We start from the raw sequence: 5,949 nt of genomic DNA, 5'->3' as shown, positions 1-5,949 counted from the left end.
ACAAGCACGGCGAGTTCTTTCCGGAGAACCCGCGCAACGTCGACGAGTTGCTGGACTCGCTGGCCAAGCGCGCCGCCGCCGCGCAGCGGTTCCGCAACAGCCTGAGCGCCGAGCAGCGCGCGGAGCTGGATGCCCTGGCGCAGCAGGCTTTTGGCTCGCCCGCCTTGATGCAGGCGCTGAACCGGCTCGATGCGCACCTGCAGGCGGCGCGACCGGGCGAGGACTGGAGCGGCTCCGAGCAGTTCTCCGGTGACAACCCGTTCGGGATGGGCGAGGGCACCCAGGCGCTGTCCGACATCGCCGAGCTGGAGCAACTGGCCGAGCAGCTCTCGCAGAGCTATCCGGGCGCGACCATGGACGACGTCGACCTCGACGCGCTGGCCCGTCAGCTCGGCGACCAGGCGGCCGTCGACGCCCGAACGCTCGCCGAATTGGAACGCGCACTGGTCAATCAGGGCTTCTTGGACCGCGGTTCCGACGGGCAGTGGCGGCTGTCGCCGAAGGCGATGCGCCGGCTCGGTGAGACGGCGCTACGCGATGTGGCGCAACAGCTTTCCGGGCGACGCGGTGAGCGCGACCACCGGCGCGCGGGCGCGGCGGGCGAACTCACCGGGGCCACTCGGCCCTGGCAGTTCGGTGACACCGAGCCGTGGAACATCTCCCGCACATTGACCAATGCCGTTCTGCGGCAATCGGGAACCGCCACCCTGGACGGACCCGACGCGCGGTTGAAAATCACCGTCGACGACGTCGAAGTCTCCGAGACCGAGACGCGGACCCAGGCCGCGGTCGCGCTGCTGGTCGACACCTCGTTCTCCATGGTGATGGAGAATCGCTGGCTGCCCATGAAGCAAACGGCGCTGGCACTCAACCACCTGGTGTGCACGCGATTTCGTTCGGATGCCTTGCAGATCATCGCCTTTGGCCGCTACGCGCGGACGGTGACCGCCGCCGAGCTCACCGGTCTGGAAGGGGTCTACGAGCAGGGCACCAACCTGCACCACGCGTTGGCGTTGGCGGGGCGCCATCTGCGTCGGCATCCCAACGCGCAGCCCGTCGTGCTGGTGGTGACCGACGGGGAGCCGACCGCGCACCTGGAGGACTTCGACGGTGACGGCGGTTCTGCTGTGTTTTTTGATTACCCACCGCACCCTCGGACCATCGCCCATACCGTGCGCGGCTTCGACGAGATGGCCCGCCTGGGCGCCCAGATCACCATCTTCCGGCTGGGCAGCGACCCGGGCCTGGCCCGGTTCATCGACCAGGTCGCCCGACGTGTCGAGGGACGGGTCGTGGTGCCCGATCTCGACGGACTGGGAGCGGCCGTGGTCGGCGACTACCTGCGGTCACGCCGCCGTTAACCCGGGCCTGCGTGGCAATGCCGATGGGGGATTGGTGTTTTCTCGACGGGGTACAGGATTTGGAGAAGGAGGAGACGTAATGAGCCAGGTTCCCACGATCGAACTCAACGACGGCGTCAGCATTCCGCAGCTGGGTTTCGGGGTGTTCCAGATCAAGCCCGACGAGACCGCCGCGGCGGTGAAGACGGCGCTCGAGATCGGATACCGTCACATCGACACGGCCGAAATGTACGGCAACGAAAAGGAAGTGGCGCAGGGCATCCGCGACGCGGGCCTGGACCGCGGTGAGGTCTTCGTCACCAGCAAGCTCAACAATGGATTTCACAAACCCGACGACGCGCGCCGCGCCTTCGACGAGACGCTGAAGAAGCTGGATTCGGACTACGTCGACCTGTTCCTCATCCACTGGCCGCTGCCCACCCTCTACGACGGCGACTTCGTGTCGACGTGGAAGGTCTTCGAAGAGTTCGCGCGGGACGGACGCGCCCGCAGCATCGGTGTGTCCAATTTCCAAGTCGCACATCTGGATCGGCTCGCAGCCGAAACCGACACCGTGCCGTCGGTCAACCAGATCGAGGTGCATCCGTACTTCGGCAACGAACAGGTCCGGGCGTACGGACGCGAGCATGGCATCGCCACCGAGGCATGGGCGCCCATCGCGCAGGGCAAGGTGCTCGACGATCCGGTGATCAACCGCGTCGCGCAGGCCCGCGGCAAGTCGGCGGCGCAGGTGGTGCTGCGCTGGCACATCCAGCGCGGCGACATCGTCTTCCCGAAGTCGGTGACACCGGAGCGGGTCAAGGAGAATTTCCAGTTGTTCGACTTCGAACTGGACGACTCCGACATGGACGCGATCTCGACGCTGGACCAGGGCGAGGCCGGACGCAACGGGCCCAACCCCGACACGTTCGATTACGTGCCCGGCTGAGGGCTACGGCTAGCCGCGTGGCCGTCGGGGCTTGCGGATGATCCCCACACCGCCCCACAGTGAGAAGCCGCGAATGTGCACGGTCGGCGCGCCGGGCGTGCCCTGTCCGTCCACCACGCGGTCGAAGTTTCCCATCACGCCGCGGCCGTGCACCTCGACGTTGACTTCGGGCGGCAGCAAAATGTTTTGCACGCCCATGATCGACATCGCATGGATGTCGACCTCGGTCGAGGTGAAGTCGGCGTAGCGCAGATCGACCACCCCGCTGCCCCACAGGGTGAAGGTGGTGAGCTTCTTCGGAACGTTCCACCGGCCGCGGCGCTCGAAGCCGCTCATCAAGGCCAGCAGTAGCGTCGAGGGCGCCGGATTGGGCTTGCCGCCGCGGCGCGGGCTGATCGGAGCCCCCGGCAGATCGGCCCGCAATTGATCCAGTTCCTCGTACGTCGTGGCCGCATAGGCCCTGGTCAAACGGTCTTCGTAGTCGTTGAGCTGCAGGCGCCCCTGTTCGGCCGCATACGCAAGCAACTGGGCAATCTGGATGCGGTCGGTATCAGCCGCGCGCGACGGCTCGCCGCGCGTGTCCTCCGCATCCCGTTGCGTTGAGTTGCTCATCACCCACGAGCCTACGACGTACAGCTTTTGCTGCAAGAGGATTGGCTAAACTGCAACCTTGCGCCGGCCCGCGCCGCACTGCCGACCGTTCGGCCGGACCCTTTGTTTGACATCTGGCTAACTTCCCGGCTGGCTAACTCGTCCAATTGGGCGCGCGCTTCTCCAGAAACGCCAGCATGCCTTCGCGGGCCTCGTCGGACACGAACAGCCGTGCGGACTCCTCGGCGAGCCGTTCGGCGTCGCGGTCGAACCCTTCCAGCACCCCGGTCGTGGTCAGCGCCTTGGATGCCGCGAGGCCCTGGGGCGAACCACGGCCGATATCGGAGACCAGTTCGTCGACCGCGGCGTCGACGTCGTCGGCGGCAACGGTGATCAGTCCGATCTCGGCCGCCTGGACGGCGCCGAACTTCTCGCCGGTCAGGTAGTAGCGCGCCGCGGCCCGCGCCGACAGCTTCGGCAGCAGCGTCAACGAGATGATCGCCGGGGCGACGCCGATGCGGGCCTCGGTGAGCGCGAAGGTACTGCGCGGACCCGCGACCGCGATATCGCAGGCGCCCACCAGGCCGAAGCCGCCCGCGCGGACGTGCCCGTCGATGGCGGCGATCACCGGCAGCGGCGAGGAGACGATGGCCCGCATCAAGGCGACCATCTCCCGGGCGCGGGCCACCGCCATGCTGAAGGGATCGCCCCCGCCGGACTCACTCAAATCCGCACCGGCACAGAAGGTTCCACCGGTGTGGCCCAGCACCACGGTCCGTACCGCCGGGTCTGCCGAGGCGTCGCGCAACCCCTGGTGCAATTGGTTGACCAGTGTGGTGGACAGCGCGTTGCGGTTGTGCGGTGAATTCAGGGTCAGCCGCGCGTAAGGTCCGCCCGTGTCGGCGGGTCCGGCGTATTCGACGACGGGGTCCATCAGTAGCTTCGGGGCAGGCCCAGCGATGTCTGCGCGACGAAGTTCAGCACCATCTCACGGCTGACCGGGGCGATGCGGCCCAGCCGGGCCGAGGCCAGCATGGCGGCCAGGCCGTACTCCTTGGTCAGTCCGTTGCCGCCCAGTGACTGCACCGCCTGATCCACCGAGCGCGTGGCGGCTTCGGCCGCAGCGTATTTGGCCATGTTCGCGGCCTCGGCCGCGCCCATGTCATTGCCGGAGTCATAGAGGGTGGCGGCCTTCTGCAGCATCAGCTTGGCCAGTTCGACCTCGATGTGGCACTGCGCCAACGGGTGGGACAGCCCCTGGTGCGCGCCGATCGGCGTGCCCCACACCTGCCGGGTTTTGACGTATTCGGCGGCCCGGCCCAGCGCGTACCGTCCCATCCCGACGGAGCTCGCCGCGCCCATGATCCGTTCGGGGTTCAGGCCGGCGAAAAGCTGTGCAATGGCGGCATCTTCGGCGCCGACGAGTGCGTCGCTAGGCAGCCGCACGTCGTCGAGGAAGACCTGGAACTGCCGTTCGGGGCTGATCAGTTCCATTTCGATCGGGGTGTAGGTGAAGCCGGGCGCGTCGGTGGGCACCACGAACAGTGCGGGGCGCAGCTTGCCGGTCTTGGCCTCCTCGGTGCGGGCCACCACCAGCACCGCCTGCGCCTGGTCGATGCCGGAGATATAGACCTTCTGGCCCTTCACGATCCAGTCGCTGCCGTCCCGGCGGGCGGTCGTGGTGATCTTGTGCGAGTTAGAGCCGGCGTCGGGCTCGGTGATGGCGAACGCCATCGTCAGCGTCCCATCGGCGATGCCGGGGATCCAGCGCTTCTTCTGCTCCTCGGTGCCGAACTTGCTGATGATGGTGCCGTTGATGGCGGGCGAGACCACCATCAGCAGCAGCGCGCTGCCCGCGGCCGCCATCTCCTCCATGACCAGCGACAGCTCGTACATTCCGGCGCCGCCACCGCCGTACTCCTCCGGCAGGTTCACCCCGAGGAAGCCGAGTTTGCCTGCCTCCGACCACAATTCGTCGGTGTGTTCCTGTGCGCGGGCCTTGCGTAGGTAGTACTCGCTGCCGTAGTTGGCTGCCCAGGCCGCCACCGACTTGCGCAGGGCCTGACGCTCCTCGCTCTCGATGAAGCTGGTGTCGGTCATGCTGAATCCCCTTCTGATTGTGGCGCTTCCACTCTTGCCAGCACAGCGCCCACTTCGACTTGCTGACCCGTCTTGACGTTGAGTTCGGCGAGCACCCCGTCCACCGGGGCGGCGATGGTGTGTTCCATCTTCATGGCCTCCAGCCAGATCAGCGGCTGGCCGGCGGTGACCGTGTCGCCGATCGCGGCACCGAGCCGGATCACGCTGCCCGGCATCGGCGCCACCAGCGAGCCCTTTTCGACGGTCGAGCCGGGCTCGGGGAAACGCGGCTGCGCGGTCAAATGCACCGGCCCGCGCGCGGAATCGACGTAGACGTCGGCATCGTAGCGCCGCACCGAGAAGCCGTGCTCGACGCCGTCCACCCGCAGCACGACGGCTTTCGCCGTGGCCGACACCAGCTGCACCGACGGGTCGTCGGGAAGCGTCAAACCGGTTCTGGTGAAGCGATATTGGACCCTGATCTCGTCGCCCGCATCGTCGTGATAGTCCCTGACCTGGTAGACCGACGGCAGGTTGCGCCAGCCGCTGGGAACGGCGCGCAGCACCGGCGCCACGGCCCGGTTATGCGCGGCGTCGGCGAGTGCCGCGGCGATGGCGGACAGTCGGACCACCGCGGCATCGCCCAGCGGCGCCGCGAGGCGGGCCAGGTCGTGGGTATCGAAAAACGCTGTGTCGGTCGCTCCGTCGAGGAATGCGGGATGCCGCAGCACGTTCACCAAAAGGTCCCGGTTGGTGCGTACGCCGTGCACGCGGGCGCGCGCCAGCGCGTCGGCGAGCACCAGCGCGGCCTGGCGTCGCGTCGGGGCGTAGGAGATGACCTTGGCCAGCATGGGGTCGTAGTGGATCGAGACCGTGAACCCGTCGACGATGCCCGAATCCAGCCGGATCCCGGTCCGGTGCCCCAGGGAACCGAACTCCGCCCGAACCGAGGGCACCTCGAATCCGCGGACCAGGCCGGCCTGCGGCTGC

The 5,949-nt window shown here is 67.6% G+C and carries 6 protein-coding genes; 2 read left to right on the top strand and 4 right to left on the bottom strand.

Going from position 1 to position 5,949, the window contains the following annotated elements:
* The coding region (locus tag A9W96_RS12970) for a VWA domain-containing protein (protein ID WP_067140231.1) at positions 1 to 1,361 on the top strand (1,361 nt) is incomplete at its 5' end.
* A 79-nt stretch (positions 1,362 to 1,440) separates the two neighbouring features.
* Positions 1,441 to 2,289 carry an aldo/keto reductase gene (locus A9W96_RS12965; RefSeq protein WP_066871979.1) on the top strand — a complete coding sequence of 283 codons (849 nt, stop codon included), beginning with the start codon at positions 1,441 to 1,443 and terminating at the stop codon, positions 2,287 to 2,289.
* A 9-nt stretch (positions 2,290 to 2,298) separates the two neighbouring features.
* Here the strand turns inward: A9W96_RS12965 and A9W96_RS12960 are convergent, their stop codons facing one another.
* From A9W96_RS12960 to A9W96_RS12945, 4 genes are all read right to left on the bottom strand, one after another.
* The gene (locus A9W96_RS12960; protein WP_066871977.1) at positions 2,299 to 2,901 is read right to left on the bottom strand and encodes a DUF1707 domain-containing protein; all 603 of its coding nucleotides are present in this window, start codon (positions 2,899 to 2,901) and stop codon (positions 2,299 to 2,301) included.
* A 133-nt stretch (positions 2,902 to 3,034) separates the two neighbouring features.
* The gene (locus A9W96_RS12955) at positions 3,035 to 3,814 is read right to left on the bottom strand and encodes an enoyl-CoA hydratase family protein (RefSeq protein WP_067140228.1); all 780 of its coding nucleotides are present in this window, start codon (positions 3,812 to 3,814) and stop codon (positions 3,035 to 3,037) included.
* On the bottom strand, positions 3,814 to 4,980 hold the full coding sequence (locus A9W96_RS12950; protein ID WP_066871971.1) for an acyl-CoA dehydrogenase family protein: 1,167 nt from the start codon (positions 4,978 to 4,980) through the stop codon (positions 3,814 to 3,816). Before A9W96_RS12950 ends, A9W96_RS12955 begins: the two co-directional genes overlap by 1 nt.
* A partial coding sequence (locus tag A9W96_RS12945; RefSeq protein WP_156765225.1) for a biotin/lipoyl-containing protein occupies positions 4,977 to 5,949 on the bottom strand: 973 nt, incomplete at its 5' end. The genes A9W96_RS12945 and A9W96_RS12950, both read right to left, overlap by 4 nt.

It is taken from the genome of Mycobacterium sp. 1245852.3 (genome assembly GCF_001669335.1).
Taxonomy (GTDB): domain Bacteria; phylum Actinomycetota; class Actinomycetes; order Mycobacteriales; family Mycobacteriaceae; genus Mycobacterium; species Mycobacterium europaeum_A.
Note: the sequence above shows the minus strand (reverse complement) of the source record. Positions and strands in the feature narration are given on the sequence as shown.